General features: G+C 50.0%; 1 pseudogene. It reads left to right on the top strand.

The window, feature by feature from the left end:
* Positions 1 to 26: 26 nt before the first annotated feature.
* Positions 27 to 694: pseudogene (locus ACFINX_RS10305) on the top strand (phage tail tape measure protein); the annotation flags it as partial.

Raw genomic sequence — 694 nt, 5'->3', positions numbered from 1 at the left:
TTGCTCTGCGCGTGTTGCGCTTTACCATGGCTGGCACACGTCTTGGGATTCTTCAATTGATGGGCTCTTTTATCAAGATGGGTGCTGTTAGTCGTGGTGTTGCTGCAAGCTGGCGGGGCTTAGCAGCCGCAGGGCGCTCGCTGGGTTTAATAGCAGCAAGCTTTGGTGGAAGTGCGCTGCGTCTTCTTCGCCCCATGACTTTACTGGTAGGGGCTTTACGGGGGATTGCTGTCTCAGGAAGTGCATTTGCTGCCTCTTTTGGTTGGATCGGGACAGCGATAGAAGTGGCTGGGGCAGCTATTTCCTCTGTTGTGGGGGGTATTTTTACCCCGATCGGGGCGGTCATTGCTGCTGTTGTGGCTGTCATCCTTGCTGCTGGTTTTGCTTTGTGGAAATATTGGGATCGTTTTTCTTCTTTTGTCAAAGGTTTTGCACGGGGGGTATCTCGGGCTTGGGGGCGTGCCTTTGAAGCCGTCATGCGCTTTTTTGGTGCTGATACCACCACCATTACGCGTTGGAAAAATATAATCGCCAATGCTTTTGATCTCTCTCAAGTTTGGCAAAAGTTTAAACAAGAGCTTAGCGCTGTTGTCGAGTGGTTTGGCAATTTGTGGGAAGGCGTTAAACAAAGCTTTTCCAACTTTTGGCAATGGTTGAAGAGTTTTTTTACACAGGAAAAGCTCTCGGAGAGTGC

Origin of the sequence: Bartonella sp. AP36NXGY, assembly GCF_042195865.1 — a bacterium.
Taxonomy (GTDB): domain Bacteria; phylum Pseudomonadota; class Alphaproteobacteria; order Rhizobiales; family Rhizobiaceae; genus Bartonella.
Note: the sequence above shows the minus strand (reverse complement) of the source record. Positions and strands in the feature narration are given on the sequence as shown.